We start from the raw sequence: 25,694 nt of genomic DNA on the forward strand, positions 1-25,694 counted from the left end.
TCTCCCGAGCACCATTCCGGCCCGCCGGCATCGCCCGGCGGCAGGCCCGGGCAGGCGCGCGGGCACCGTTACTTCTTGGCGAGAAACGCCTTTGATGCTAACGTAAAAGCTTCTGTGCAGTCGCGACGTCGCGCGCAATCCATTCGGGCACCGGCTACCGATGCAATCGCAGATGCGACCTGTAGCCTGCCAAGCGGAGACCCGACCGGACCCCGCCCGGCCTCCGGCCGACGGAGCCCTGGCGCAGCGACCGGCGAGCCATGCCGCCGACGAGCCCGGTTTCGACCCCGTTGGCGTCGCCGACGAGGCACCCACCCTGATCTGGGCGACCGATGCGGACGGCGCGCCGGTCTATGCCAACCGCCGCTTCGAGACCGTCTTCGGCATTACCGCCGCCGAGCTGCGCGATGGTGGCTGGGGCCGCATCCTGGTGCCCGAGGCCCTGGATGGCTTCCGCGCCCGGCTCGCCCGCTGCATCGCCGGACGCCTGACCTTCCACGCCGATCTGCGGGTCCGCACTGTCGGCGGGCAACTCCGCTGGCACCGCTGCGAGGCGACGCCGAAGATCGGCCCGCTCGGCGGGCTGGTCGGCTATGTCGGCTGCAACCTCGATATCACCGAGGGCAAGCAGGCCGAGGCCGCGCTGCGCGAGCTGAACGCCACGCTCGAGCGCCGCGTCGCCGAGCGCACCACCCAGCTCGCCGCCGAGGCGGCGGCCCGTTCGGCGGCGCAGGACCGGCTGCGCCATACTCAGAAGCTGGAAGCGCTCGGCCAGCTGTCGGGCGGTGTGGCGCACGACTTCAACAATGCCTCGGCCGCCGTCCTGGCCGGCATCGCCCTGCTGGAGAAGCGGCATGGCACGGCGCTCGCCGCGGCCGTGCCCGGCGCGTCCCGGCTGCTGGCCGGGCTGCGCGAGGCGGCCGAGCGCGGCGCCGCCATCTCGCGCCGCATGCTGGCCTTCGCCCGGCGGGAGGAGCTGCGCGCCACGGAAGTCGATCCCACCGAGCTGCTCCGCAACCTGCGTGCCGTTCTGGCCAATGCAATCGGGCCGGGGGTGCGGGTCGCGGTCGATTCGCCGGCGGCATTGCCGGCGCTGCGGGTCGACCGGGCACAGCTTGAGACCACGCTGATCAACCTCTCGGTCAACGCGCGTGACGCCATGCCGGACGGCGGCACGGTGACGCTCGGCGCAGCGGTCGAGGAGGTTGCGGCAGGCCCGGCGGGGATGGCCGGGGGGCCGCCGGTCAGCTTGGCGCCCGGCCAGTATGTCCGCCTCTGGGTCGCCGACACCGGCATGGGGATGGATCCCGCGACCCTGACCCGCGCCGCCGAGCCCTACTTCACCACCAAGCCGCGCGACAAGGGCACCGGGCTCGGCCTTTCCATGGCCGATGGCTTCGCCTCCCAATCCGGCGGGGCCATGCGGATCGGCAGCGCGCCGGGGCGCGGCACCACCGTGTCGCTCTGGCTGCCCTGCGCGGTGGAACAGCGAGTCACCGACGCGGCGCTGCCCGCCACGCGCGGGCGGGTGCTGGTCGTCGACGATCAGCCGATGATGCGACGCTTCCTGGCGGAATGCCTGGGGTTCGAGGGCTGGGAGGTGCAGGAGGCCGAGGATGGCGGCCAGGCCCTGGTCTACCTCGATGCCGGCAAGCCCTGCGATCTGCTGATCTCCGACCTGACCATGCCAGGGATGGACGGCGCCGCGCTGATCCAGACCGCCCGGCAGAGGCGTCCCGACCTGCCCGCCGTGCTCTTGACCGGCACCGGGCGGATGGCGGATCTGGCGCCGATGGCCGCGCGGGGAGGCTATGCCCTGCTACGGAAGCCGGTCTCGCCGTCCGAGCTCTCCGAATGCCTGGCCGGGCTTGCCGTTCCGCCGGGCGGCGCCAGGGCCGAGGGCGGCGCTCCTGCCGTGGCTGGCCAATGACCCTGCGCCGGAGATCCGGCGCTATGCTGCCGCAGGCCGCGGCCCGCCCCGGGAGGGATCCTGTTTGATCAGCGTCGGTTATGCCAAACACTCGGATCCTGCCACCGCGGTCAGGACCTGCGTCTCCGCCCTGGGGACCGGCAACCCGCACCTGCTGCTCGCCTTTTGCGGCGGCAAGCACGACCCGCATGCGGTGCGGGCCGCCCTGCGCGCCGCCTTCGGCGAGGTGCCGGTCTTCGGCGGCTCGGCGGCCGGCGCCGTCGGCCGCAATGGGTTCGGCTATAGCGGGTTCGAGCTCGGTCTGGTCGCCTTCTTCGATCCCGCGGTGACGCCGCAGGCGGTGGTGACGCGCCAGCTCCTGGCCGATGAGCGGGCTGCCGGCCAGGAACTCGGCGCCGGCGCGGCGCGGATTGCCCGGGACGGCGACCTAGTGATGCTGTTCTTCGACAGCGTCGCCACCACCTCGCCCTTGCGGCTGCATCCGGCCAGCTCGATCGTCGACGGCTTCCATGCTGGCTTCGGCCCGCGGCCAGTCTGCCTGCTGGGCGGCGGGCTGCTGACCGACATGAACCTCGCCGGCGGCTGGGTGTTCGACGGCGACGACGTGGTCAAGCATGCCGCCATCGCCCTGGTCTTCCCGCCGTCGCTGCAGGCCGAGACGGTGATCATGCATGGCTGCCGGCCGGTCAGCACCTTCATGGAGATCACCCGCATCGACGGCGCCGAGGTCTACGAGCTGGACGGCCGGCCGGCGCTGACGGTGATCGAGCGCATGCTGGGCCTGCCGCTCGGCGGTTCGCGCGGGCATGAGCTGACGCTGACCGCGACGCTCGGGGAGAAGCAGGGCGACCCCTTCGCGCCGTATGACGAGAATGCCTATGTCAACCGGCTGATCCTGCGCGCCAATCCCGAGACCGGCTCGGTGACGCTGTTCGAGCAGGATTTCGCCCGCGGCACGCGGGTGCAGATCATGAGCCGCGACAACTCCCTGATGCTGGAATCGGTGAAGCGCGGCGTCGAGGAGATGAACCGGGCGGTTGCCGGGACGCAATCGCTGCTCGGCCTCTATATCGACTGCGCCGGGCGCGGCAGCGCCCGCAGCGGAGCCCCGGTCGAGGAGGCGGAGCTGGTGCAGAAGGGGCTGCACGCCTCGATCCCGCTGCTCGGCTTCTATTCCGGCGTCGAGGTCGCTCCCTTCGCCGGCGGGCTGAGCCGGCCGCTCGACTGGACCGGCGTGCTGACCGTCCTGCGGAGGCGCGCCTGATGTCGGAGAACGCGCAGGGGCTGCTGGTCGGCCAGCTCGAGCGCGAGCTGGCCTACTACCGGCGCGAGTGCAACGACCTTGGTGCCCGGCTGCTGCGGCTGCAGGAGGAGCAGAGCCAGACCTTCCGCGAGGCGCGCCGCAGCCGCACCGTGGCCAAGCTGATCCGCGAGGCCTACCGGCTGGCCGACGGCGACTGGACGCCGAACGACATCGGCGTGCCGATGCTCGAGATCATCATCGAGAACGCGCTCTGCGACGGCGCGGCGCTGCTGCGGGAGGACGAGGGCGGCGAATCCTTCCGGGTCATCCACGCCATCGGTGCCGGCGCGGATGCGACCAAGCAGCCGATCATGATCCCCTCGCCGCCGGAGTTCTTCTTCACCACGGCGCGGACGCCGATCGAGCCGCTGGCCTACGAACTCACCAGCATCCTGCGGCTGCCCTACCTGCTCTGGGCCTATGACAAGCCGACCGGGCGGGCGCTGATCCTCGGCAGCCGGTCCGAGAGCAACGTCAGCCGGCCCTTCGAGGCCGGCGACCAGGAATTCATCGAGGGTGCGCTCTCGGTCTATATCGACATCGTACTCCGCAAGCAGGCGGAAATGGAACTGCGCGCCGCCAAGGCGGTGGCGGAACGGGCAAGCGCCGCCCGCGCGCGTTTCCTGGCAACGCTGACGCACGAGCTCCGCACCCCGCTGAACGCGGTGGTCGGCTATTCCGAAATGATGGTTCCCGGCTCGCGCTACGACCCGAGCCCGGCCGACCGCGGGCGTTATTCGGCGCTGATCCTGGAAGCCGCGCAGTACCTGCTGAAGCTGGCGGACGGCATCCTTGACTATTCCTACCTGGAGCAGGCGCTGCCCTCGCTGGCGCCGGAATGGCTCTCGGCGGACCAGCTGCTGGCCAGCACGGTGGCGCTCGCCTCGGGCGAAAGCCACAGCCGGCAGGTGGAGATCCGGGTGATGCCGGTGGACCCGGCGCTCGAGATCTGCATCGATCCGGTGCGGTTCCGCCAGGTGCTGCACAACCTGCTCGGCAATGCGGTGAAGTTCTCGCTGCCCGGCCAGCTGGTGGAGGTCACTGCGGAGCGGGCGGAGGACGGGACCGCGGCGGTGACGGTGCGCGACACCGGGGTCGGCATGCGGCCGGAGGACATCCCCCGCGCGCTGGAGCCTTTCCAGCAACTCGATCCCTCGGCGGTCCGGGCCTTCGGCGGGGCGGGCCTCGGCCTGCCCATCGCCAAGCGGCTGCTGGAAGCGCATGGCGGCGAACTGACGATCGAGAGCATGCCCGGCAAGGGAACCACAGTGGTGGCGCGGCTGCCGGCCGAGCGGGTGCGCGAGCGGCTCGATACCTAGGACGGACCGCACCAGGGCACGACCGCCCTGACGCGACCAGCGGCTTGGAAAGCACGCGCCGCGGCGGACCGGCGTCCAGGCATGGACGCCAACCCGCCGGCGAGGTCGGCCGGGGGTGCGCGTGGCGGGACCGGCCCGGCGGCCGCGCCCGGGCCCGGGGCGGCCAGCCGGGCCTGGGACGACGCAGGCCTGCAAAGCTGCCGTGCCTTAACGGCCCAGCGCCTCCGGCCGCGTGGCGGCAAGGCTGTCAAGATTGTGGTCTATCGCGGCGAAGAGCCCCCAGTTCTCGAAATACCCGGCCGGAAAGCCCGGTGAGCCGGCATCGAGGTCCTGCTGCCGGGCATGGATATAGTCGGCCCAGCGGCGGGTCGCCGGCTTGCGGTGGTGGAAGTCGTGGCAGGGCGCATCGCCGACCAGCACGAAGAGCCGGACGAAGAGCTGCACGGTCAGCATCTCGGCCCACCAGGCGGTCCAGCGCAGGGCGCCTTTCAGGGTGGTGGCGTAGAGGTCTGGCGGGGCGCTGCCCGGGAAGACGCCGGCGGTCGCGTGGCAGACGAAATTGCGGTCGCGCAGGCAGATGACCTGCGGCTCGGGGAAACGGTGCTCGCAGAGAATGCGGAAGACCGTAGCCACCTGCAGCAGCACGGTGACCGGCAGCACCCAGGCGACCAGGAAGGCCGGCAGCATGCCGGTGACAGCCGCCAGGGCGAAGGCGCCGATCCAGGCCCCGCGGCTCATCCGGTCGTGCGCGCGGTCGCCGGTGAACATGCTGGCCCGCATCCGGCGCTGCAGGAAGCGCGCATGGAAGACCGGGGAGGCGCAGTTGACGAGCACCCGGCGCCACAGCTCGCGCTTCGGCACGCCGGGCTCGAGGCCGCACATGCCCATGACGAAGTCGGCGAACTCGTCCTCCTCCGTCAGCAGCTTGTTGGGGCTATGGTGCATCATGTGCTCGCGCTGGTAGTCCTCGAAGCGCTTGAACAGCAGCAGGGCGGAGATCAGCCGGCCGGCGCGGCGGTTGGCCTCGCGCGTCTTCAGCACCGTGCCGTGCGAGCAATGATGGAAGACCACCACCTGGAACAGGCCGAGGCCGCAGCAGGTCGCCAGCAGTCCCAGCGGCAGCAGCAGCCAGGCGAGCAGCGGCGGGTTGGCCAGGGCCAGCGGCAGGGCGGACAGCAGGCAGCCGCCGAAGGTCCAGGCGAGCGCGCCCAGGATGAAGGCGGTGGCGGAGCGGCCCGGTGCCGCTTCGCCCGGGGCCGGCTTCGCGGTCAGCCAGGTCAGGAAGGGCTGGACGAAGGCGGGAAGTCGCGCCGCCATGCGGGTCCGTGGATCGGCCGGCGCGCCAATGGAGACGAGCGGCGACTCCGCTATCGTGTATGCATTTAGTACGGTCACTGTGCATTCTCCTTCGTGCCGCAGAGGCGCGATGCCTCCGCCACACGAACGAGTAGCAACAAATCTCAATCGTTTGTTGTAGCCATCCTGGTCAAACCGGATCCTGATCGCGCCGCCGCCGCAATTGTCTGCCTCGCGTCACGCGAACGACTCGGGATGGCTGCTGTGTTGACTGCGGCGGAGGCTTCGGTTGGCGGTTATTGGCTATCGAAACGGCTCAAAAAACATCCCTTGTATTGATTCGAGTGAATGCACCGCCTTGTGGTTGCAGGAGACGGCGTGCCATCCTGGAGCGGCGATTCGCAAGGCCGAAATACTTCCGAAGATGAACGCGGCACCGTTCCGGCCCTGGGCGTTCCAGGACCGATTCCTCCCTCCGGGCGACCGCGCGCCCGCGATCCGCCCTATGCCATGTATTGCGGTATCGGCGTGAGACTGCGCGGTGCCCCCGGCAGCCGCAGGTCGAGCCGCAGCAGCGCCGGCCGCAGCAGCGGCAAGAGCCAGGGCAAGTCGCGCCGCAGCAGCGCCCAAGGCCAGCCGCTATCGGCCAAGGCGAGGCCGAGCCGGTGCCGCGCCGCGCGACGCGGCAGCGCCGCGAACAACCTGCCCAAGGTCAGCGGCGCCGGGCTCCCGACCGAGCCGCCGGTACCAAAGCTCTCGTCGCGCTCGCAGCCGAGATAGAGCGCCGCCAGCGCCTCCGAGGGATGTTCGAGGACCCGCAGCACGTCGCGAAGGGCCACGTCCGGCGTGCTCGGCGCCCCGGTCGCCACCTCCGCCAGCGCCGCGCGGAAGCCGGCGAGATGGTCGGCAATCGCGGCCGGCTGCCGGGGCGGCGGCGCTTCGACCGGGGTCACGCCGGCATCCCCGGCGCGGTAGCCGGTGACGCTGCCATGCGGGCTGCCCACCGCAAGCTCGAGCGGCGCCCCGAAGCGGAGCCGCCGCGCCGTCGCCGCATCCGGGGCCAGGAAGCTCTGCCGCGTGCTGTCGGGAGCGGCGGCGACGAATGGCGCGAGCAGCAGGAAGTAGCAGCCATGCAGCCTCGCCCGCGGCAGCAGCCGGGAAAGGTTGTCCTGGATCGATCCGCGCCAGCCGATATCGGCGACCAGCGCTTCGCCCCCGGCGGAGAGGCCCTGCTGCGCCAGGTAGCGCAGGAGGAGCCCGCGCTGTTCCTGCCGGCGCAGCTCAACCCGGCGCATCAGCGCGGTGCAGGCGAAGGCCCGCGGCGCCTGTTCGGCCCAGGGCCGGGCTGCGTGCAGGCCGAAGCCGGAGAGCTCCGCCGCCGGGCAGGCGACGCCAAGGCTGGCGAGCACCGCGCCGAGGCTGGCCCGGGTGTATTGCGCCAGCAGTGGCGCCAGCGAGGCCGGGTCGCAGGTCTCGAGGCTGGCGAGGAAGCTGGCCTGCCGGCTGATCGGCAGGTGCCGCGCCGGTGGAATGCGCATGGCGTCGGGGGAGGCAGCGCGGATGCGCGCATAGGTGGCGGCAAACCAGCGCCCCTCGCTCGAAAGAAAATGCACGGAAGGTGCCCCGCGTGCCCGCGCGGTTTCGGCGACAGCCCGCAGGAAGCCACCGAAGGCGCCGCCGAGGCGCCGCGCATCCGCCGCCAGCCCGGGCCCCAGCAGGCTCATATCCGGGTCCGCGCCCGCGGCAGCGTGCGTTCCTCCAGCAGCCGGGCGCGCCAGGTGAGCAGGCGTTGGAAGAAGCCGGGCGAACGGCGAGCGAGGCCCTGCAGCCGGCCCGCGGCGCGATGCGCGGCGCGTATCCAGGGGGTTCGCCGCCGCGCGGCCTGCAGCGCCTGCTCGGCGCGGACGTACTGGCTGAAGAACTCGGCGGTCGAGAGCCGCAGGCGGTCGCGGTCGATCGCCGGCGGCGCCGCGGCGATGGCCTGCAGCGCGGCGGCGAAGCCGGGGCTGGTCGCGCCCCAGTCCGGCCATTCGGCGGCGGTGCGGGCCGCGCCGGCGGTCAGGCGCGCCAGCAGGCCGGGCTCCTGCGCCAGGCGGTGCAGGGCGGCGACGACGCCAGCCTCGTCGCCGGTGGCGACCACCAGCGCATTCGCCTCGTGCTCGATGTATTCGTCGTGGCCGGTGACGTCGTAAACCACGGCCGTGCCGCCGCAATGGAACATCTCAAGCGGCGGGCCGAACATCCCTTCCACCATGCTGAGCTTCAGCAGCACGTCGCAGGACCGGTAGACCGCGGCGCAATCCGCCGCCGGGATGCGCGAGAAGACCCGGGCGACGCCGGGATACCGCGCGACGGGCGAGGAGGTCAGCAGCCAGATCTCGCCGATGCCGGCACGGCGCGCGAGCGCAATGGTCCGCGCGACATTCTTGAAGTCGACGCCGAGCGGGCCTTCCACCAGGATGCGCAGCCGGCCGGGCTCGCGCGGCGCGACGCAGGGACCCGCCGGCGCATAGAGCGCCTTGCTGCAGCCGTTCGGGACCAGGTTGTAGGCGTGGCCGAAGCGGCTGCGGAGGTGGTCGCGGATCCAGCGCGCCTCGGTGATGCCGGGCAGCGGCAGCAAATAGGTGGCATTCACCAGGTTGCGCACCGCGACATCGCTGTCCGGGTAGAACCAGCTTTCGATCGACTGCACGAAATAGGCGTAGCGGCCGGCATCGATCCGGTGCAGCTCGTAGACCGTCTTCCACCAGGTGGCGAGCGCCAGGTCGAAGCGCTCCTCCGCCACGGCTTCGAAGCTGACGAAGCGCAGCCGCGCCAGGGCGCGGTGCCATGGCACCGGGCGGTCGGGCAGGGGATCCAGCGTGACGACGGTCACCGCGACGCCCGCCTCGGCCAGGTGCAGGCAATGCTCAAAGATCACGTAGCTGCCCCCGCTGATGTCGGCGGAGCCCATCAGCACGCAGAGCTTCATGCCCTTTGCGCCCGCCGGCGCTGCCGCCAGGCATAGGCTTCCGCCAGCAGGCGCCCGGAGCGGAGGTATAGGGTCAGGGCCGGCCAGAAGGAGCTTTCGAGCGCCTGGCGCGGCCGGACCAGCACGCCCGCCGAATAGCGCATCCGCGCCAGCAGCGGCGGCGCCGCGCCAGCGGTGAAGCCGGAGAGGCGGAAGACGCCGAAATTCTCCCGGTGCTTCGCCCGCAGCAGCCAGCCGGCGGCGGCATCCCAGGGGCGGAAGACCAGCCCGGCATGGCGGTCCAGCACGAAGTCCAGCCAGTGGCGGTCCGCCACCGCGTAGCGAAGCCGCGCCCGCAGCAGCGCTTCGGCGGCGCGAAGGACACGATCCGCCACCGGCGCGACCTGATCGCGGAGATAGGCGGCTTCCTCCGGCGCCTCTTCCAGCCGCGGGACGATGCCGCCATCCTGGCTGCGGTCGTAGGAAAGCGCGCTGCCATGGTCGGCGCAGAGCAGGATCTCGAAGAGGCTGCGGTTTTCCGCCAGCACGCGGAAGCCGGCGCTCTGGCCGCCGGCATCGGAGAAGAGCAGCCCCTGCTTGCCGGCCAGCGGCTGTCCCGCCGCCAGCAGGCCGAGGTAGTAGCCCAGCACCGGCACCGCTGGCCCGAGTGCCGCGGCGATGAAATCCTGGATCGTGCCCTTCCAGCCGACATCGACCAGGGCCAGGCCGTCCCGCGCCGGATCGGTGCCGAAGCTGGCCAGGTAGGTCCGCAGGTTGTCGCGCTGCGTCCGGCGGAGCGCCTCGAAGTCATCGGCGAAGGCCGGCAGCGCGCGTAGGCGCGCGTAGCAGCCGCTGGTCGGGAAATCGGCTTCGACCCGATCGAGGGTGGTGCCGAGCGCCGCCGCGATGCGCGCCGCCGCATCCTCCGGGATCCGCAGGCTGGCGAGGAATTCGCCGAGCGAGATGCGCCGGTACTGGCGGAACAGGCCGGCGAAATCCTCGTCCGGCAGAGGCCGCAGGGAGGCGATGAAACAGGCGCGGCGCGAGGCCAGCAGGTAATGGCAGGCGATGCGGTCCGGCCCTTCCAGGCCGAGCAGGTCCTGGTAGCGCTCGAACAGGCGCAGCAGCGGCTGGCCTTCCCGTGCCAGGAAAAACAACTCCCGCCGCCCGTCGCGGCGCGCGGCGGCATAAAGGCGTTCGATGAAGAGCACCAGGCTCGGCGCCGCCAGCAGCAGGCCGCGCTCCCGCAGCGGGGCGTCCCAGGCCTGCCTGGCAACGGCCGGGGCGGTCGCACCCGCTTCCGCCCGCGCATAGAAGGCGTGCTGCGCCGCGGCATCGACCAGCAGGCTGCGGCAACCGGCGGCCAGCGCCATGACGCCGTCCGAATGCGGATTGTCGCCCACCATCAGCAGGTCCGCACCGCAGATGCCGAGCTCCTGCAGCACCGCGGCATAGAGCCGGCCGCTGCGCTTTGACGCCATGCGGTCGCAGGATACGAACAATGGCACCGCGTCCAGCGCGATGCCGCAGCCCGCCAGCAGGCGGCGCAGCGAAGCCCCGGGCAGGTAGAAGTCGCTGACCACGGCGATACGCCGGCCGCGCTGCCGCAGGTGGTCCAGCGCCGCGACCGCCTCGGGCACCGGCTGCAGCACTTCCGCCTCGACCGCCATCTCGCAGGCCAGAAGGGCGGCGGCGAAGCCGGCGGCATCCTCCGGCAGGCCGAGGGTCCCGGCGGCGCGGAGCTCGGCGTGCAGCGCCCGCGCCATGTCGTCGTGGCGGAATTCCAGCTCGCCGTGCCGGTCCGCATTGGCGCGGCACAGCTCCGCTTCGATCCGGTGGCGCAGCGCATAGAGCGCGGCGGCATCCAGCGGCAAGGCGAGGCGGCGGGCGAGCCGGTCGAGCGCCAGGCGCTTGACGTGCTCCGGCGTCACGGTGCGGCGCAGCAGCGTGTCGAAGATATCGAAGGCGATGACCGGCGCTTCGTCCGCATCCAGCCTTGTTGCCAGCTCGGCGAAGGGCAGGGCTTCAGTGGCCGGGGGACGCGGGGCGGCGGCCCGGCGCAGCCGGTGGCGGATGCGCCAGCCCAGGTCGACGCGACGCCGCGGCGCCGCTTCCGTCGTCGCGGACATGCCGGCTATTCCGCCGCCGCCAGGGCCATCGGCGCAGGCTCGGCCGGATGGCTGTCCATCAGGCCGCGATAGGCCGGGCTGACATGGACGTTGACGCCGAGCGCCGCGCCGCGCCGCAGCGCCTCGCGCAGCTGGGGCACCAGAAGGTCCGGATAGAGCACCAGGTTGTCCTCGGACTGCACCACCTCATCGCCGTCGATCAGATGGATGATGTTGACGTGCCGTACCTGCAACGCTGCGGCGAGGTCGATGAAATCGGCGATCTCGGCGACGTTCCGCCGCTGCGAGACGAAGTTGAAGTAGAGCTCGGGCGTCGCCTTGCCGCGCTCGGCCTTCACCGCCTGCAGCACGCGGATATTCTCCAGCACCCGGTCGAAGCGGCTGCGACGCATGATCGCCTCTGCCGTTGCCGCGGTTGCGCCATGCAGCGAGATCGACATCATGTCGAGCCCGGCATCGACCAGCCGCTCGGCGAAGCTGCGCGACAGCGGCATCGCATTGGTGGTGATGGCGGTGAACATGCCGCGGTCATGCGCGCGCCGGACCAGCGCGAAGATCTCCTTGTTCAGCAGCGGTTCGGCATAGGCGCCGACGAAATGCGCCGAGGTGACGTTGAGCCCGCCGGTGAAGGCCTCGAACTCCGGCAATGTCAGCCGGTAATAGGGATCGCGCCGCTCGCCAAGGTCGTCGTGCCTGATCGCCGGCGGACACATGAGGCAGGAGACGTTGCAGCGGTTCAGCGTATTCAGGTCGACATAGATCGGCAGGTCCTTGCCATCGACCAGCGCCTCCGGCACCCGCAGCGGCGTGCCTGGTGGCGACGGCAGGGCGGCTTCGAGCTCCGGCAGCGGCAGCACCTGCAGGCGCAGCGCCGGCGCCTGCTCGGCATATTCGGCATAGCGCGGCGCGCGCCGCTGCAGCAGCTCGAGCAGCTCGGGGCTTCGCAGCCCGGCGCCCCAGGCATGCAGCGCCAGGTGGAGCTGGAACAGCCAGGCCGGTCCCTCGCTGCGGTATTCGCAGGCCTGGCAGTAAGGCGTCAGCGCTTCGCCCGTGGCCAGGGTGCGGCGGATATGCCGATACTTCTCGCCGCGCCAGACCGCCTCCAGGCCCTGCTCACGGGCATTGCCCATGTTGGTCTCGGCCCGGTAGTCGAAGATGCTGGAGGCGGAGCAGAGCCGGATGCTGCCGTCCGGCTCCATGCTCGGCGTGGTGAAGGGCAGCATGCACATCTTGGTCCGCCGCTCGCCGAGGCCGGTGGCGCGCTGGTCCAGCATGGCGGCGAAGAAGCGGTCGAATTTCCCGGCCTTGGACTCCCAGGTCCAGTCGGCGATGCGCGCCAGGTTCTCCCGCGAGAGGCGGGCGAAGAGGGCGGGCTCGGCCAGCAGGCGGCGCAGCGCCGCGGCCAGCGCGTCGACGCTGCGCTCGGCCAGGATGAAGCGGCGCTGTTCCGGCCCGAAGACCTCCGGCACCACGCCGACATCGGTGGTCACCACCGGCACGCCGCAGGCCATCGCTTCCAGCACCGGGTTCGGCGTGCCCTCGATCTCCGATGTGCAGACGTAGGCGTCGATCGTCGCGTAGTAGCCGACCATCCGGTCGTGCGGGATGAAGCCCGCCTGCCGGTCGGCGAGCTCCAGCCGGACGGGCAGGCCCTCGGCGCGCAGCCGCTCGACCGCCGGGATCAGGATCGAATGGACGCCCTTCTTGTCGCCGAGCGAGGCGGCCCATTGGCTGTTGCCGACCCAGCCGAGGACGACCTCGCGCCCGCCGATCGTGTCGAACCGGTCGAGGCCGATCGGGTGGAAGAGCTCGGGCGAGACCCCGTCCTCGATCACCGCGGCCGGGGCGCGCAGCCCTTCGAAGCCGCGATAGAGCCGGTCGAGCCGAGCGGAGGAGACGGTATAGCCGGCCGTGAGCTCGTTGAAGACCGGCCGCCGCTCGGCGATCGCCTCCGGCGTCGAGTGCAGGTGGTCGTAGACGCTGGTGGTGATGCAGGCGCGGCGGACGAAGTCGCGCTCGTACTCGGCATAGGAGAGGCCGAGCCGGCCGGCATAGTCCGCCAGGGCGGCGGAGCCGATCAGCGTCAGGTATTCGCGCCAGAAGACATGCACCAGGTCGTAGTCGGGGGCGACCAGCAGCAGCTGGTTGATGCCGGACCCGCCGCCCGGCACGTAGCTCCCGGCCCGCCCGCGCTCCAGCCAGCGCGCCTCCTCGATCCCGCCCAGCTCGGTCATCGGGATCAGGTCGAATTCGTATCTGTGGCCGAGATGGCGGATGATCTGGCGGGCGATATTGGCAAAGGCCCAATCGCCGGTATCGGTCACCAGGGCGATGCGCGGCCGGCGCGCCGGCGAGGCCTCCGCGGGGCCGCTCCCTGCCGCCGCGTCGGTGCCGGGGATCTGCTGCTGCCGCTCGCGCGCCGTCAGCCAGTTCTCCACCTCCTCGCCCCAGACCCGGAAGCCGTGCTTGGCTTCCAGGTGCCGCGCCGCGTCGTGCAGCTTGCGGCGGGAAAAGCGGGCGCGCTCGTAGCTGCGGTCGCTCTCCGCCTCGGCCGCCGGATGGTCGTGCACGAAGCAGGCCAGGGCGGCCGAGCCGACCTTCATCCCGCCGCGCCATAGCCGCAGCGAGAAGTCGATATCCTCGAAGCCGATGAACATGCCCTCGTCGAAGCCGCCCAGCGCCGCGAAGCTGTCGCGCCGCAGTAGGCTGGCCCCGCCGAACAGGAAGGAACAGAGGAAGCCGTCACCCGCCGGCCGCATCTCATGCGCCGCGGAGAGCGGCGCACCGGGCGGCAGCAGGGTGGCGATTGTCAGGCGCGGCTGGCCGTCCTGGATCAGGGTCTGCAACTGGCCGCCGAAGGCAAAAAAGCTGGCCTGGTCCGGGTTCAGCAAGGGCACGCTGAGGAAGTGGCAGCCCAGCACCGACAGGTCGCGCTGCAGGGTGGGGAAGGGGTCCGCCGTCAGGTAGATGTCGTTGTCGAGCGAGAGGATCCAGTCGGTCGTCACTTCCCGGAAGGCGCGGTTGCGGCCGCCGGCGACGCCGAGGTTCTCGCCGAAGCGCAGGATGCGCCAGCGGCAGCGCAGCCCGGCCTGGCAGAAGGCTTCCAGCGCCGCCAGTTCGGCGGCGTCCGAGCCGTTGTCGGCGACCAGCACCTCGCCCGCGAAATGCGGCACCTGCTCAGCCAGCGAGCGCAGCAGGCGGATCGACAGGGCGGCGCGGTTCATCGACAGGAAGACGAGGGTGAGGTTCCGCCCGTCGGCGCCGAGATTGGCCTGGCCGGTGCGCGGCACGTCGCCGTCGAACCAGTCGTAGCGCGGGTCACTGTGGAAGCTGGTCTGGTGCATCGCCTTGATTTCCGCAGCGTCAGGATTGCGCGGCGATGCGGCGCAGCACCGGGCCGGCCACCCGACGCATGCCGCGTCGCATGGGCGAGGGGATCATCTGCGCGACGCGCCAGACCGGCCGCATGCGGGCGAAGATCCGCTCCCGCTCGGCGAGCAGGAAGGCGCGTTCCTCCAGCAGGGCGGCATGGGCGGCGAACAGCCTGTCATGCGCGCCCTGGCGGTCGAGAAGGGCATCGGTGAGCTGCCGGGACCGGTCGCGCTCGGCCTCCAGCGCCGCGGCATGCTGGCTGGCCGCGTCCAGCAGCGCCGCGGATTGCTGCTGCGCCTCGGTGGCGGCCGCCTGCAGCCGAGCGACCGAAGCCGCCAGGATGCCGTTCTCCTTCCGCAGCGCATGCAGCTGGACCCGGGCGAGGCGGCGCTCCTGCTCGGCCCGCCGGCCCGCCTCATCCAGCCGGACTTCCGCCTGGCGCAGCGCCTCCGTGCTGCGGGCCAGCGCGGCTTCTGCCCCGGCGAGTTGCGCGGCGTGCTCCCGCTGCGCCTGGGCGCGCTGGTCCGCCGCCAGCTGCTGCTGGCCGCGCAGCGCGGCATCGGCCGTGGCCAGCGCCGCCTGCAGCCGCTCGCGCGCCGCCGCCTCGGTCGCCAGGTGCCCGGAGAGGTCGCCGGTCCGCAGCATCGCGGCATAGCGGTCCATCGACAAAGGAAAGAGCGCCGCCCCCTGCACTTCGGGCGCATCGGGCCCCCAGGCGCCCAGGAAATAGCTCGCGCGGTCGAGCGTCACCGCGTCCTCCCGCCCCGGCCGGCACAGGAAGGCGGCGCGCGCCTGCCGCGCATCGGCATGGTCGAGTCCCGTCAGCCCGGCCGCCGGACCCTCGATCGGCAGCGTGGCGAAGCCGAGGGCAGCCGTGCCGAAGTACCAGGCGCCCTCGCCGAGGCATTCCTCGGCAAGGGCGCGGAACTCGGCGAAGCTGTACTTGCGGACGTGATACGGATTCTGCTGCGCCGGTGCGTAGTACCAGTGGTCGTTGGGGCAGGAGACGACGATCGTGCCGCCCGGGGCGCAGCGCCGCCGCAGCGCCTGCAGGAAGCCGACGGGGTCGCCGAGGTGCTCTACGGTTTCGAGCGAGACGATGAGGTCGAACTGCGCCTCGCCCAGCAGGCCGTCCAGCGCGGCCGCGTCGCCGGCCAGGAGCTGCAGCCTGGGATGCGGGAAATTCGCCGCCGCAGCCTTCACCGCCTCGGCACTGACATCGATGCCCAGCACCGCGGCGGCGCCGGCTTCCGCCATGAGATAGGCGCCATAGCCCTCGCCGCAGGCGATATCCAGCACCCGCTTGCCCGGGCAGAGCGCGAGAGCGCCGGCGTAGCGGCTGACATGGATGGCGGCTTCGATCGGCTGGTAGGTCGCCGCGGCGGAACAGGCAAGGCGTTCCATGGAGTCGTCACCTTTCGGTCGCGGAGGGCGCGCGGTCGGCCCTCGGGCGGAATGCCGCCGGCAGTCGTGTCACGGTGTGGTCATGCCATGGTGGCGCGGGCGTGGACCGGCGGCACCGCTGGCGCTCGGGATCAGGTCCCGGTAGAGCTGCTGATACTTCGCCGTCGTCGCGGCGATAGCATACTCGGCGGCCAGCGCCAGTCGCTTGTTGACCGCCGAGGCCCGGCGCCGCTCGCCCGGCAGCGCGGGCCAGGCGGCCGCGATGGCATCCGCGAGCGCCGCCGGGTCGCCCGGCGCCGCGAGGCAGGCGGCATCCAGGACCAGCGGCTCGACCGAGCCCACCCGCGTGGCCACCACCGGCAGGTCATTGGCCACCGCTTCCAGGGCCACCATCGGCAGGGCCTCGCCGAAGGCCGAGCCGATCACCAGCAGGTCCAGCGCCGACAGGATCGCCGGCATGTCGCCGCGCGGGCCGAGCGGCAGCGTCCGCAGGTCCGGCCCCGCGCGGTCGAGGATCCTGCCGAGCGCGGGGTTGCCGGCGTCGCACCCGCTGCCGGCAAGTACCCAGACGGCGTCGCGCCGGCCCAACCGGGCCAGCGCGGCGGCGATGCCGGCGTGGTCCTTCTGCGGGTTCAGGCGGCCGATCGTGCCGATGGCGACCTGCTCCTCGGTCAGGTTCCAGGCGGCGCGCAGCTTGGCGCGGGCGGCGAGGTCGAAGGCGAAAGCGGGGAAATCCACCCCGTTGCCGATCACCCGGCCGCGCCGCGCCGCATAGCCGAGCCGCTGCTCATGCCAGGCGCGGGCGCTGTCCGAGCAGTAGACGATGGTGTCGGGCGAGACGCGCGAGAGCGGCCCGCCCAATCGAGCCACCAGCCTGGTCAGCGGCTTGGTTCCGGCGCAGGGCAGGTCTGTATTGTGGACGGACCAGACCAGCGGCGTGCCGCGCAAGCCCATCAGGCTGCCGGCCAGGTTGCCGTGATAAAGCCAGCACTGGACGAGGTCCGGCGCGAAGGCCCGCGCCGCGGCCCGGGCCCGCTGCAGCGCGGCGAGCGAGACCTGGCCGCGCGCGAGGCCGAGCGGCACGACCTCCGCGGCGCCGAAATCGAAGAAGGCGGGCTGGTCGGTCAGGCTGACGATGCGGTGGGTGAGCAGGCGCCGGGTGTGGCGGACCAGTTCTGCCAGCAACCGCTCCGCGCCACCCTGGCCGAGCGCCGGGACGACGTGCAGGACGCGGAGCGGCCGCCCTGCCGAAAAGCCGGGTTCAGCCGGGTGGTGGTCCGCACGCGGCAGCCTCGGCGATAACAGCCGCCCGGCCGCGACACTGCCGACAAGCGCGTTCACGAACCACGAGCCGGAAGGGCTTCGCCCTCGGTGGCCGTTAATATTCCATTAAGAAAGACGCGAAGATTGAGCATGGCGTCACAAGTCTTGGTTGATTGTGCCCGTCTATGATGCTCAGCAAAATTTGTGGAATGAGAACATCGTGATCTGCAACTGGCGCAGTGTCCACGTGGTCCGGGCGGCACGGCTGCCGCTTTCCCCGTCAACCGGCTGTTCCCGGCCTTGTGCCGGACTGGCCGGCGCCTGTCTGGGTTGTCACCGCAGGGTCGCCCCGGCACCTGGAATGGCCACGGCTTGACGCTCTGACGCCAGGCCCGGCAGCCTTCTGCACCAGCCGTCCGGATGAAGGCGGCGTCGATGTCCCGGGGGATCGGTGCCATGAGCCATCTTCGTCGCCGCCTCGGCCGGCGGGCCGCTTTCGCGCTGCTGGCCGGCACCGGCGCAGCGGCGGCCCAGCCTGCCACGCCCTGGCCCTCGCGCGCCATACGCCTCGTGGTGCCCTTCGCCCCGGGCGGGCCGACCGACGTGATGGCCCGGGTCCTGGCGCCGGGGCTGGGCGCGGCGCTGGGCCAGCCCGTGGTGGTCGACAACCGCCCCGGCGGCGGCGGCAATATCGGCGTGGCGCATGTCGCGCGCAGCGCGCCGGACGGCACCACGCTGCTGGTCACCTCGACCGGCTTCGTGGTCAACCCGAGCCTGTTCCGCAATCCGGGCTACGACCCGGTGCAAGATTTCGCGCCGATCTCAGAACTCGGCGCCTCGCCCAACGTCATCCTGGCGCGGCCGGACAGCGGGATCGGCTCGATCGCCGAACTGGTCGAGCGGGCGAGGGCGACGCCGGGCGGGCTGAACCTGGCCAACCCCGGCACCGGCTCGACGCCGCACCTGACGGCGGAGCTGCTGCGGCTGCGCGCCGGCATCCCATTTGTGCAGATCCCGCACAACAGCGCGGCGCTGGCGGTGCAGTCGCTGCTGTCCGGCACCACGGCGGTGGGCGTCACAGCACTGCCGCCGGCGCACGCCCAGATCAAGGCCGGGACGCTGCGCGCCCTGGCGTTGACCGGGGAGACGCGCTGGCCCGACCTGCCGGAGGTGCCGACCATGCTGGAAATCGGCTGGCCCGGATTCGTCTCCGAAACCTTCCAGGGCTTTCTGGCCCCGGCCGGCACCCCGGCGCCGATCATCCTGCGGCTGGCCAGGGAGGCCGCCGCGGTGCTGGGCGACCCGGCGGTCCGGGCCCGGCTGCTGGCCGCCGGCTTCGCCCTGCGCGCCAACGGGCCGGAGCCGCTGGCCGCGCGCATCGCCGCCGAGGTACCGCTCTGGCGCGCGCTGATCGACCAGGCCGGTCTGCAGCGCGAATGACGCGGTGCGGCCGGGCCGGCATCTCGCCGCGCATCGGGACGCATGCGATGCTGCGGCAGCCGATAGGAGGGGGAGTGGAATGAGCATCAAGGGCAAGGCCTATATCGCGGGGGCTTTCGAGCACCCGACGCGATTGGCCAAGGACAAGAGCGTCGCGCAGCTGCATGCCGAAAGCGCGCTGGGTGCGCTGCGGGATGCCGGGCTGACCAGGTCGGACGTGGACGGCTACTTCTGCGCCGGCGATGCGCCCGGACTCGGCCCGCTGGCCATGGCCGACTACATGAACCTGACCCTGCGGCACCTGGACAGCACCGATGTCGGCGGCTGCTCCTACCTCGCGCACGTGGCCCATGCGGCCGAGGCGATCGCCGCCGGCAAATGCTCCGTCGCCCTGATCACCCTGGCGGGCCGGCCCCGGTCCGAGGGGCATTCCGGCGCGGTGCCGCGGGTGCGCGGCGCCGATGCCCCCGACACGCAGTGGGAATTCCCGACCGGCATCGCCACGGTGAATGCCTATGCGATGTGCGCGGCGCGGCACATGTACGAGTTCGGCACCACCTCCGAGCAGCTCGCCTGGATCAAGGTCGCCGCCAGCCACCATGCGCAGCACAACCCGCATGCCATGCTGCGCGACGTGGTGACGGTGGAGCAGGTGGTCGAGAGCCCGCTGATCGCCACGCCGCTGCATCGGATGGATTGCTGCGTCGTCTCCGATGGTGGCGGCGCCCTGATCGTCACCTCGCCGGAGATCGCCCGCAGCCTCAAGCGCCCGCTGGTCAAGGTGATCGGCGCCGGGGAGAGCATGAAGGGCCAGATGGGCGGGGCGGTCGACCTGACCTATTCCGCCGCGGTCCGCAGCGGCCCCGCGGCCTTCGCCGAGGCCGGGGTGAAGCCGTACGACATCAAGTACGCCAGCATCTACGACAGCTTCACCATCACCGTGCTGATGCAGCTGGAAGACCTCGGCTTCTGCGAAAAGGGCCAGGGCGGCAAGTTCGTCTCGGACGGCAACCTGATCAGCGGCGTCGGCAAGCTGCCCTTCAACACCGATGGCGGCGGGCTCTGCAACAACCATCCGGCCAATCGCGGCGGCATCACCAAGGTGATCGAGGCGGTGCGGCAGTTGCGCGGGGAAGCGCATCCGGCGGTCCAGGTGAAGAATTGCGACGTGGCGCTGGCGCATGGCACCGGCGGGCTGCTCGGCAGCCGACACGGCGGCGCGACGCTGATCATGGAACGGGAGTGAGAGACATGGCGAAGGAACGCTCGATCCCCGCGCCGCTGACCAATCCGGAGACCGAGCCCTTCTGGGCGGCGGCGCGGGAAGGCAGATTCCTCATCCGCGCCTGCACCGATTGCGGCAAGGCGCATTGGTACCCGCGCGCCATCTGCCCGCATTGCTTCAGCGACAAGACGGAGTGGAAGGAAGGCTCCGGCCGCGGCACCATCTACAGCGTCAGCGTGATGAAGCGCGCGCCGGAGGTCTACGCGGTGGCCTATGTGACGTTGGAGGAAGGGCCGACGATGATGACCAACATCGTCGACTGCGACTTCGACACCGTGGCGATCGGCCAGAAGGTGACGGTCACCTGGCGGCCGACCAAGGATGACGGGCCGCCCTATCCGCAGTTCAAGCCGGCCTGAAGGAAGATCGGGGAGGGAAAAGTGTTCCCTCCCCGAACCCCTCCCTTCCTTTTTGTGGGCTTGGCATCCGACGCGCGGCGAGTGCCGACTGACAGAAATAAATGAGGGGACCGGGGAGAATACCGTCTCCCCGGCCTTTTCTCATTTGTTGAGCACGAAGCCTTCGTACCCCTTGGCCGCGACCTCGTTGCAGATCTCGCGGTAGCGCGCCATCCCGCCGGCATAGGGCATGAACACGCGCGGCTTGCCCGGCACATTGGCCCCGAGATACCAGGAATGCCCGGCCTGCGGCAGCAGCGTGGCATTCGCCGCCTCGTTCACATGCTCCACCCAGCGGTCCACCGCCGCCGGCTCCGGCTCCATCCGCGCCACGCCCTTCTCGCGCAGGGCCGCGATGCAGTCGGCGATCCACTCCGCATGCTGCTCGATGCAGACGGGCATGTTGCAGAGCACGGAGGGGCTGCCGGGGCCGGTGATGGTGAAGAGGTTGGGGAAGCCCACCGCCTGCAGCCCGAGATAGGTGCGCGGCCCGGCTGCCCAGGCCTCCTTCAGCGCCAAGCCGTCGCGGCCGGTGATGTTCAGCCGCAGCAGCGGCCCGGTCATCGCGTCGAAGCCGGTGGCGAAGACGATGATGTCCAGCTTGTGCTCGGTGCCGTCGCGCAACTGGATGCCGTCCGGCGTGATGCGCTCGATCGGGTTGGCGCGGACATCGACCAGCGCGACGTTGTCGCGGTTGAAGGCCTCGAAGTAGTCGGTGTCTATCGGCGGGCGCTTGGCGGCATAGGGATGGTCGATATCGGCCAGCTTCGCCGCCGTCGCCGGATCCTTGACGATGCTGCGGATCTTGGCCTTCAGGAATTCCGCCGCGGTGTCGTTGGCCGCCTTGTCCTGCAGCAGGTCGCGGAAGGTGGCGCGGAACTGCAGCCCGCCCTTCTCCCAGGCCGCCTCATACAGCGCCCGGCGCTCCTCCTCCGTCACGTCCCAGGTGGAGCGGTCGGCGATGACGAAGGGATGCCCGTTCGGCGTCGACTGCGTCGTCGTGCGGATCGCCTCGTAGTTCTGCCGCACCCAATCCTTGAACTCGGCATCCAGCGGGCCGTTGCGCGCCGGCACGCTGTAGTTGGCGGTGCGCTGGAAGACGGTCAGGTGCTTCGCCGCCGCGGCGATGACCGGCACCGCCTGGATGCCGGTGGAGCCGGTGCCGACCTGGCCGACCCGCTGGCCGGTGAAGTCCACCCCCTCATGCGGCCATTGCCCGGTGTGGTACCAGCGGCCCTTGAAGTCCTCGAGCCCAGGGATCTTCGGCACGTTGGCGGTCGAGAGGCAGCCGACCGCGGTGATCAGCCAGGTCGCCGTCAGCGTCTCGCCCGCCTCGGTGGCCACCTGCCAGCGGTTGCTCGCTTCGTCGTAGCGGGCGCCGGTGACGCGGGTGTCGAAGGCGATGTCGCGCTTGAGGTCCAGCCGGTCGGCGACCCAGTTCATGTAGCGCATGATCTCGGGCTGGCCGGGATAGCGCTCGGTCCATTCCCATTCCCGGTAGAGCTCGGGGGAGAAGGTGAAGCAGTAGGAATGGCTTTCGGAGTCGCAGCGGGCGCCGGGATAGCGGTTCCAGTACCAGGTGCCGCCGACGCCGCCGCCCTGTTCCAACACCCGGACCGAAAGGCCGAGGCGGTCGCGCAGCAGGTGCAGTTGGTACATGCCGGAGAAACCGGCGCCAATGATCACGGCGTCGTATGTGCCGCTCCCCGCGCCGCTGCGGGGAGCCTCCCGGGTCAGGCTGTCGGGCATCGTTACCTCCGTCGCTTTGCCCGGACTCTAGCAACGCCGCCGGCGGCTTGCACCCCGCCCGCTACTGGCCCCTCCTTTATTGAATCGTGTAGCCGCCATCCACCACCAGGTCGTGGCCCTGGATGAAGCTTCCCGCCGCGGTGGCGAGGAAGGCAATGGCCTCGGCCACCTCGGCCGGCTGCCCCATGCGGCCGAGCGGCACGCGGGCGGTCATCTGCTCGGTCCGGCCGGGGATGCGGCCATAGGAGACGATGTTGTATTCGGTCGCGATCGGGCCGGGGCTGACCGAGTTCACCTGGATGCCCTCCCGCGCCAGCTCGAAAGCCATGTTCTTCGCCAGCTGGATCAGCGCCGCCTTGGACATCCCGTAGAGCGCGTTGTCCTCCGCCGCGACCCGGCCCATCTGGCTGGCGACATGGATGATCCGGCCACCCCCTTGGGCCCGCATGGCCGGCAGCACCGCTTGGCTGGCGAAGAAGGCGGCGGCCAGGTTGACCTCGAGCAGCCCGGTGAAGTCGGCCCGGGTGAAGGTGCCGAAGGGCTTGCGGCACCGGATGCCGGCATTGTTGACCAGTACGTCCACCCGGCCGAAGCGGGCCAGGGCGGCGGCGACCATCGCCTCCGCCGCGCCGGGGGTGCCGAGGTCGAAGGTGGCACTCGCCGCCTCCGGCGCGCCGGCAGCGCGGCACTCGGTCCCGGCCGAGGCCAGTTCCTCCGCCGTGCCCTCCGCCACCAGGAACAGCGCCAGGCCCTTGGCCGCGAGGGCGAGCGCCGTCTCCCGCCCGATCCCGCGCGAGGCGCCGGTCACCAGCGCGACCCTCATTCCACCGTCACCCCGGTCTCCCGCACGATCTCCACCCAATTCCGCCGGTCCTCCATCCAATAGCCGTGCATCGCCTCGGGCGGGCCTGCCAGGCTGTCGTGCCCGGCCTCGTCCATCCGGCGGCGGATATCCGGGCTCAGCAGCCAGCGATTGGCCTCGGCATTGACCCCTTCGACGAAGGGGCGGGGCAGGCCGGCGGCGCCCCAGAGGCCGAACCAGACATCCTCGTTCATGCCGGGAAAGCCCTCCTCGGCCAGGGTCGGGACCTGCGGCATCCGTCGCGGCCGGCTGCGGCCGGTGGCCGAAAGGCCGCGCAGCCGGCCCTCCCGCATGAAGGTGCCTGAATTGCCGATATTGTCGAAGATGTAGTCGCTCTCGCCCTGCGACACCGCCAGCACCGCGGAGGGGCCGCCGCGATAGGGAATGTGCTCCCGCCGGAAGCCGGCGCGCAGGTGGAAGCGCTCTGCCATCATGTGGCCGACGCTGCCGATGCCGACGCTGGCCATGTTGACGCCCTGCGGCCGCGCCTTGGCCCAGGCGACGAACTCCGCCGTGGTCCGTGCCGGGATGGCCGGGTTGATGATGAGCAGCATCGGGTAGTGATAGAGCCCGGCGATGGCGACGAAGTCGCGGACGGGGTCGTAGGACAGGCCGCGCAGCACCAGCGGCGCCACGACGTGGGAGGTGTTGGAGGTGAACATCAGCGTCCAGCCATCCGGCGGGGCCTGGGCGACGGCGGCGGTGCCGATGGTGCCGGTGCCGCCGACCCGGTTCTCCACCACGAAGGTGCCGCCGAAGGCCTTGGTGAAATGCTCGGCCAGCAGGCGGGCATAGACATCGGCCGGGCTGCCGGCCTGGCTCGGCTGGATGATCCGCACCGGCCGGCTGCCCGGCCAGTCGCCCTGCGCCCGGGCGACGGCCGGCGCGGCGAAGGCCAGGCCGGCGATCAGCGACCGCCGCCGCACGGCCGCCTCAGCCACCGAGGAAGGCGCGGAACTGCGCCACCGCGAAATCCGGCCGCTCCCGCACCGAGGCATGGCCGGCCACAGGCACCTCGACCACGCCCTGGCTGCCGGGGATGTTGGCATGCATCCAGGCCGCCGCTTCCTTGAAGGCGGCGCGCTCCTCGGAGCCCAGCATGACCAGGGTCGGCGCGGTGATGCGCTTGGCCTGTTCGCGCGCATCGACCATGGCGAGCCATTCGCAGGCCAGCGCATAGCCCTCGCCGCTGCAGGCCTCGAAGACCTCCCGCACGTGACGGACATTGGGCCCGTCCTCGGCAACGCTGCCGGGGGTGAAGAAGACGCCCATCAGCATGGGGATGAGGGCGGCGACGCCCTTCTCCCGCGCGATGGCGGCGCGAACCGGCCAGTTGGCGCGGCTCTCCTCGTTGTAGAGGGGCGTGCAGTCGCAAAGGATGAGCCGGTCCACCATCTCCGGATGGGTGCCGGCGAAATGCTGCACCAGGCTGCCGCCCATGGATATGCCGGCGAGGTGCGCCTTGGCGATCCCCTCCCGCTCCATCAGCGCCTTGAGCTGCGCCGTGGTCTCGTCCTGGCCGTACTGGCCGGCGGGGAGGGGGGTGTCGGCATGGCCTGGCAGGCTATAGGCGATCACCTCGTGGCGGTCGGTGAGCGGCTCCAGCACGTCCCAGAAGCGCCAGCTCTGACCGAGGCAGTGGACCAGCACCAGGGGCTGGCCCTTGCCGCGGCGGTGGACGGCCACATCCTCGACGCCCAGCGGCCGGGGATTCCAGGTCATGGATCATTCCTTCCCTGCGGCAGGCGCCGCTTTGCTTCCGGCCAGGATGCGGCAGCCTTGGCGGGCCGTCACCCACCCCGGCGATGCACAAGTCCTGTGCCGCCCTGTCCGAAATGACCGCTCGTCCCGGACTGCTGGATTTCGGACGATCCGGCACGGCAGAATTGCCGATTGAAGCCTTTCCTTCCGTCCCTGCCATCCCCAGGATGATGGGCTGAGAAACCGCCCCAGGGAGCCAGGAATGCAATTCGGTCTGTTCGGGGGCGCCCGGACCAAGCGCAGCGTCGGCATCGAGGACAGCCAGGGCTACCAGGGCTTCATCGACTACGTGATGGAGGCCGACCGCCTGGGCTTCCGCCACATGTTCATGGTGGAGCACCACTCGACCGGCCAGGGCCAGGTCTCGGCCTCCATGACCCTGCTCGCCTACCTCGCCGCCAAGACGCAGCAGATCCGGCTCGGCACCGCGGTCGTCGTGCTGCCCTGGCACAACCCGGTGCTGGTCGCCGAGCAGGCCGCGACGCTCGACCTGCTGACCGGCGGGCGGTTCGATTTCGGCGTCGGCAAGGGCTACCGCAAGGCCGAGTTCGACGCCTTCTGCATCCCGCTCGAGGAAGCGTCCGAGCGTTTCGACGAGGCGATCGAGGTGATCCGCAAGGCCTGGACCTCCGAGGACCGCTTCACCCATCACGGCAAGCGCTGGCACTACGAGAACATCCTGGTCGAGCCGGCGCCGCTGCAGCAGCCGCACCCGCCGCTCTGGCTGGCCGCCGGCAGCCCCGACAGCATCCGTCGCGCGGCGCGGGAGGGCTTCAACCTGTTGCTCGACCAGCTCGCCTCGGTCGAGCAGATCGGCGAGCGCATCGCGCTGTATCGTGCGGAATGCGAGGAGGTGGGGCGCGCCTACGACCCCAACATGGTCGGCACCGCCCGCGCGCTGCAGATGATCCATTCGGAGGCGGAGCGGCAGGCGGCCTTCGACACGCGCAAGCGCGTCGTCGGCGTCATCGGCGACCTGGCCCGCGGCAAGCTGGCCGAGCGGGTCGAGGAGGATACCGCGCCGCTGCTCGGCACGCCGGAGGAGATCGTCGCCCGGCTGAAGCAGCTGGAAGCGCTGGGCGCCACCAACATCCTGCTGGTCGACCCGAACGCCTCGCCGGCCAATCTCCGCGCCTTCGCGCGGGAGGTCATGCCGGCCTTCGCGCCCGGCCTGCAGGCCGCGGCGGAGTAGGCGCGGCGCCTGGACAGCCGGCGGCCCGCACCGCAGGGTGC

The 25,694-nt window shown here is 71.2% G+C and carries 18 protein-coding genes; 7 read left to right on the plus strand and 11 right to left on the minus strand.

Translation table 11 applies throughout. The features are described 5' to 3' along the window. The first annotated feature begins 172 nt into the window (after positions 1–172). From E2C06_RS18845 to E2C06_RS18855, 3 genes are all read left to right on the plus strand, one after another. Complete coding sequence (locus E2C06_RS18845; protein ID WP_165982489.1) at positions 173–1,930, plus strand: response regulator; 1,758 nt, start codon at positions 173–175, stop codon at positions 1,928–1,930. 64 nt (positions 1,931–1,994) lie between these two features. Beyond that, positions 1,995–3,194, plus strand: coding sequence for an FIST signal transduction protein (locus tag E2C06_RS18850; RefSeq protein ID WP_165982490.1), 1,200 nt, complete (start codon positions 1,995–1,997; stop codon positions 3,192–3,194). Beyond that, complete coding sequence (locus E2C06_RS18855) at positions 3,194–4,552, plus strand: sensor histidine kinase (protein WP_133290164.1); 1,359 nt, start codon at positions 3,194–3,196, stop codon at positions 4,550–4,552. Before E2C06_RS18850 ends, E2C06_RS18855 begins: the two co-directional genes overlap by 1 nt. A 207-nt stretch (positions 4,553–4,759) precedes the next feature. On the opposite strand, the gene E2C06_RS18860 is transcribed toward E2C06_RS18855, so the two are convergent. The 7 genes from E2C06_RS18860 to E2C06_RS18890 form a co-directional block, all read right to left on the minus strand. After that, complete coding sequence (locus tag E2C06_RS18860) at positions 4,760–5,947, minus strand: fatty acid desaturase (RefSeq protein WP_133290165.1); 1,188 nt, start codon at positions 5,945–5,947, stop codon at positions 4,760–4,762. A gap of 404 nt (positions 5,948–6,351) precedes the next feature. After that, complete coding sequence (locus tag E2C06_RS18865) at positions 6,352–7,572, minus strand: hypothetical protein (RefSeq protein WP_133290166.1); 1,221 nt, start codon at positions 7,570–7,572, stop codon at positions 6,352–6,354. Further along, positions 7,569–8,819, minus strand: a complete 1,251-nt coding sequence (locus E2C06_RS18870) for a glycosyltransferase (RefSeq protein WP_133290167.1) — start codon at positions 8,817–8,819, stop codon at positions 7,569–7,571. The genes E2C06_RS18865 and E2C06_RS18870 overlap by 4 nt, the downstream gene beginning before the upstream one ends. Continuing rightward, a complete protein-coding gene (locus E2C06_RS18875; RefSeq protein WP_133290168.1) occupies positions 8,816–10,927 on the minus strand; it encodes an HAD family hydrolase in 2,112 nt (703 codons plus the stop codon). The genes E2C06_RS18870 and E2C06_RS18875 overlap by 4 nt, the downstream gene beginning before the upstream one ends. A 5-nt stretch (positions 10,928–10,932) precedes the next feature. Beyond that, positions 10,933–14,271 (minus strand): glycosyltransferase, encoded by a 3,339-nt coding sequence (locus tag E2C06_RS18880; protein WP_133290169.1) that lies wholly within the window; start codon positions 14,269–14,271, stop codon positions 10,933–10,935. A 19-nt stretch (positions 14,272–14,290) separates the two neighbouring features. After that, positions 14,291–15,703 carry a class I SAM-dependent methyltransferase gene (locus E2C06_RS18885; protein WP_133290170.1) on the minus strand — a complete coding sequence of 471 codons (1,413 nt, stop codon included), beginning with the start codon at positions 15,701–15,703 and terminating at the stop codon, positions 14,291–14,293. Positions 15,704–15,772: 69 nt separating this feature from the next. Continuing rightward, a complete protein-coding gene (locus E2C06_RS18890; RefSeq protein WP_133290171.1) occupies positions 15,773–17,044 on the minus strand; it encodes a glycosyltransferase in 1,272 nt (423 codons plus the stop codon). 378 nt (positions 17,045–17,422) lie between these two features. Between E2C06_RS18890 and E2C06_RS18895 the strand changes: the two genes are divergently transcribed. The 3 genes from E2C06_RS18895 (at position 17,423) to E2C06_RS18905 (ending at position 20,050) form a co-directional block, all read left to right on the plus strand. Further along, positions 17,423–18,406 carry a tripartite tricarboxylate transporter substrate binding protein gene (locus tag E2C06_RS18895; protein ID WP_165982491.1) on the plus strand — a complete coding sequence of 328 codons (984 nt, stop codon included), beginning with the start codon at positions 17,423–17,425 and terminating at the stop codon, positions 18,404–18,406. Between the two features lie 79 nt (positions 18,407–18,485). Then, on the plus strand, positions 18,486–19,652 hold the full coding sequence (locus E2C06_RS18900; RefSeq protein WP_133290173.1) for a thiolase domain-containing protein: 1,167 nt from the start codon (positions 18,486–18,488) through the stop codon (positions 19,650–19,652). Between the two features lie 5 nt (positions 19,653–19,657). Beyond that, complete coding sequence (locus E2C06_RS18905) at positions 19,658–20,050, plus strand: Zn-ribbon domain-containing OB-fold protein (RefSeq protein WP_133290174.1); 393 nt, start codon at positions 19,658–19,660, stop codon at positions 20,048–20,050. A 141-nt stretch (positions 20,051–20,191) separates the two neighbouring features. Here the strand turns inward: E2C06_RS18905 and E2C06_RS18910 are convergent, their stop codons facing one another. From E2C06_RS18910 to E2C06_RS18925, 4 genes are all read right to left on the minus strand, one after another. Beyond that, complete coding sequence (locus tag E2C06_RS18910) at positions 20,192–21,838, minus strand: flavin-containing monooxygenase (RefSeq protein WP_133290175.1); 1,647 nt, start codon at positions 21,836–21,838, stop codon at positions 20,192–20,194. A 76-nt stretch (positions 21,839–21,914) separates the two neighbouring features. After that, complete coding sequence (locus E2C06_RS18915; RefSeq protein ID WP_133290176.1) at positions 21,915–22,661, minus strand: SDR family NAD(P)-dependent oxidoreductase; 747 nt, start codon at positions 22,659–22,661, stop codon at positions 21,915–21,917. Next, positions 22,658–23,641, minus strand: a complete 984-nt coding sequence (locus E2C06_RS18920) for a Bug family tripartite tricarboxylate transporter substrate binding protein (protein WP_165982492.1) — start codon at positions 23,639–23,641, stop codon at positions 22,658–22,660. The genes E2C06_RS18915 and E2C06_RS18920 overlap by 4 nt, the downstream gene beginning before the upstream one ends. Continuing rightward, positions 23,634–24,422, minus strand: a complete 789-nt coding sequence (locus E2C06_RS18925) for an alpha/beta fold hydrolase (RefSeq protein ID WP_133290178.1) — start codon at positions 24,420–24,422, stop codon at positions 23,634–23,636. Before E2C06_RS18925 ends, E2C06_RS18920 begins: the two co-directional genes overlap by 8 nt. 241 nt (positions 24,423–24,663) lie before the next feature. Between E2C06_RS18925 and E2C06_RS18930 the strand changes: the two genes are divergently transcribed. Further along, positions 24,664–25,653 (plus strand): LLM class flavin-dependent oxidoreductase, encoded by a 990-nt coding sequence (locus E2C06_RS18930; protein WP_133290179.1) that lies wholly within the window; start codon positions 24,664–24,666, stop codon positions 25,651–25,653. Positions 25,654–25,694 lie beyond the last annotated feature (41 nt).

The sequence above is a fragment of the Dankookia rubra genome (assembly GCF_004355005.1).
Lineage (GTDB): Bacteria > Pseudomonadota > Alphaproteobacteria > Acetobacterales > Acetobacteraceae > Paracraurococcus > Paracraurococcus ruber_A.

Excerpts from the sequence above, each read along its gene's own strand:
- E2C06_RS18845 (WP_165982489.1), top strand. The coding sequence starts at position 173 with ATGCGACCTGTAGCCTGCCAAGCGGAGACCCGACCGGACCCCGCCCGG.
- E2C06_RS18855 (WP_133290164.1), top strand. The coding sequence starts at position 3,194 with ATGTCGGAGAACGCGCAGGGGCTGCTGGTCGGCCAGCTCGAGCGCGAG.
- E2C06_RS18865 (WP_133290166.1), bottom strand. The coding sequence starts at position 7,572 with ATGAGCCTGCTGGGGCCCGGGCTGGCGGCGGATGCGCGGCGCCTCGGC.
- E2C06_RS18870 (WP_133290167.1), bottom strand. The coding sequence starts at position 8,819 with ATGAAGCTCTGCGTGCTGATGGGCTCCGCCGACATCAGCGGGGGCAGC.
- E2C06_RS18875 (WP_133290168.1), bottom strand. The coding sequence starts at position 10,927 with ATGTCCGCGACGACGGAAGCGGCGCCGCGGCGTCGCGTCGACCTGGGC.
- E2C06_RS18880 (WP_133290169.1), bottom strand. The coding sequence starts at position 14,271 with ATGCACCAGACCAGCTTCCACAGTGACCCGCGCTACGACTGGTTCGAC.
- E2C06_RS18885 (WP_133290170.1), bottom strand. The coding sequence starts at position 15,703 with ATGGAACGCCTTGCCTGTTCCGCCGCGGCGACCTACCAGCCGATCGAA.
- E2C06_RS18895 (WP_165982491.1), top strand. The coding sequence starts at position 17,423 with ATGAGCCATCTTCGTCGCCGCCTCGGCCGGCGGGCCGCTTTCGCGCTG.
- E2C06_RS18900 (WP_133290173.1), top strand. The coding sequence starts at position 18,486 with ATGAGCATCAAGGGCAAGGCCTATATCGCGGGGGCTTTCGAGCACCCG.
- E2C06_RS18905 (WP_133290174.1), top strand. The coding sequence starts at position 19,658 with ATGGCGAAGGAACGCTCGATCCCCGCGCCGCTGACCAATCCGGAGACC.
- E2C06_RS18910 (WP_133290175.1), bottom strand. The coding sequence starts at position 21,838 with ATGCCCGACAGCCTGACCCGGGAGGCTCCCCGCAGCGGCGCGGGGAGC.
- E2C06_RS18915 (WP_133290176.1), bottom strand. The coding sequence starts at position 22,661 with ATGAGGGTCGCGCTGGTGACCGGCGCCTCGCGCGGGATCGGGCGGGAG.
- E2C06_RS18925 (WP_133290178.1), bottom strand. The coding sequence starts at position 24,422 with ATGACCTGGAATCCCCGGCCGCTGGGCGTCGAGGATGTGGCCGTCCAC.
- E2C06_RS18930 (WP_133290179.1), top strand. The coding sequence starts at position 24,664 with ATGCAATTCGGTCTGTTCGGGGGCGCCCGGACCAAGCGCAGCGTCGGC.